Below are 1,010 nucleotides of genomic sequence, written 5' to 3' on the forward strand. Positions count from 1 at the left end.
CCAGTCCGCGGGAATGAGGTCGGCGGCTTCCTTGCGGCCGGTGCCATAGGCATAGAGCTTGGAGAAGCCGGCCTGGTTTTCAGGGATGGAAAACCACTTGAGGAGATCCAGCCCGCCCTGCTGGTGTGGTGCGCCCTTCACCACGGCCCAGTAGTCGGTGCCGTAGAAGAAGCCGGCGTCCCACGCGATGGCGTAGGGCTTCTTCTCGTTGATGGCTTCGTTGGTGATGCGTGCATTGAACGCGTCGCTGAGCGTCACTTCGCCGCTGNAGGTTCTGGATGCCCTGCGTCGTGGTGGACCACCAGACGACGTTCGGCTTGATCTTGTCGAGCATGGCGAAAGCCCGGTCGACACCTTCCGGCGTGGCCAACACCTTGTACATGTCCTCGCGTTTCACGCCGTCGGCCATGAGCGCATTTTCCAGCGTGAACTGCGCTTGCTGGTAGAGGCCGCGCTTTCCTGGAAATTTCTCGACGTTCCAGAAGTCCGCCCAGCTCTTTGGCGCGGCGTCGCCCTTATAGACATCCGTGTTGTAGGCAAGAACCGTTGCCCATGTGTCGGACGCGACACCGCATTCGTGCAGGGTTCCTGGGAGATAGTTCGCTGCGTCGCCTGTGATCTCGGGTGTCAGCGGGACGAACAGGCCTTCGGCGCAGCCGACTTCCATGGCGGGNGTTCGCTGCGTCGCCTGTGATCTCGGGTGTCAGCGGGACGAACAGGCCTTCGGCGCAGCCGACTTCCATGGCGGGCGCTTCCACCGAGACGACGTCGTAAGTAATGTTGCCCGCTTGCACCTGGGCACGCACCTTGGCGACCTCGCCGCCCCACTCTTCCATGACGATCGGGACGCCCGTCTTTTCGGTGTACTTGTCCCAGACTCCATCCTTGTAGGCCTTGTCCCATGTGCCACCCCAGCCGACCACCGTGACGGGATCGGCCGCGGACGCGGCAAAAGTCGAGGTCGCGAGGCAGATCGCGGCGGCAGATACGGCTTGCAGATAAGTCCTCAT

At 62.5% G+C, this 1,010-nt stretch carries 2 protein-coding genes; both read right to left on the minus strand.

The window, feature by feature from the left end; all coding sequences use genetic code 11:
* A partial coding sequence (locus tag X726_RS1000000172330; RefSeq protein WP_023673973.1) for an extracellular solute-binding protein occupies window positions 1-258 on the minus strand: 258 nt, incomplete at its 3' end.
* Window positions 259-515: 257 nt separating this feature from the next.
* Window positions 516-1,010: extracellular solute-binding protein (locus tag X726_RS1000000172505; RefSeq protein WP_023673974.1), on the minus strand; the 495-nt coding region annotated here is incomplete at its 5' end.

The organism is Mesorhizobium sp. LSJC285A00, from assembly GCF_000503155.1.
GTDB lineage: Bacteria > Pseudomonadota > Alphaproteobacteria > Rhizobiales > Rhizobiaceae > Mesorhizobium.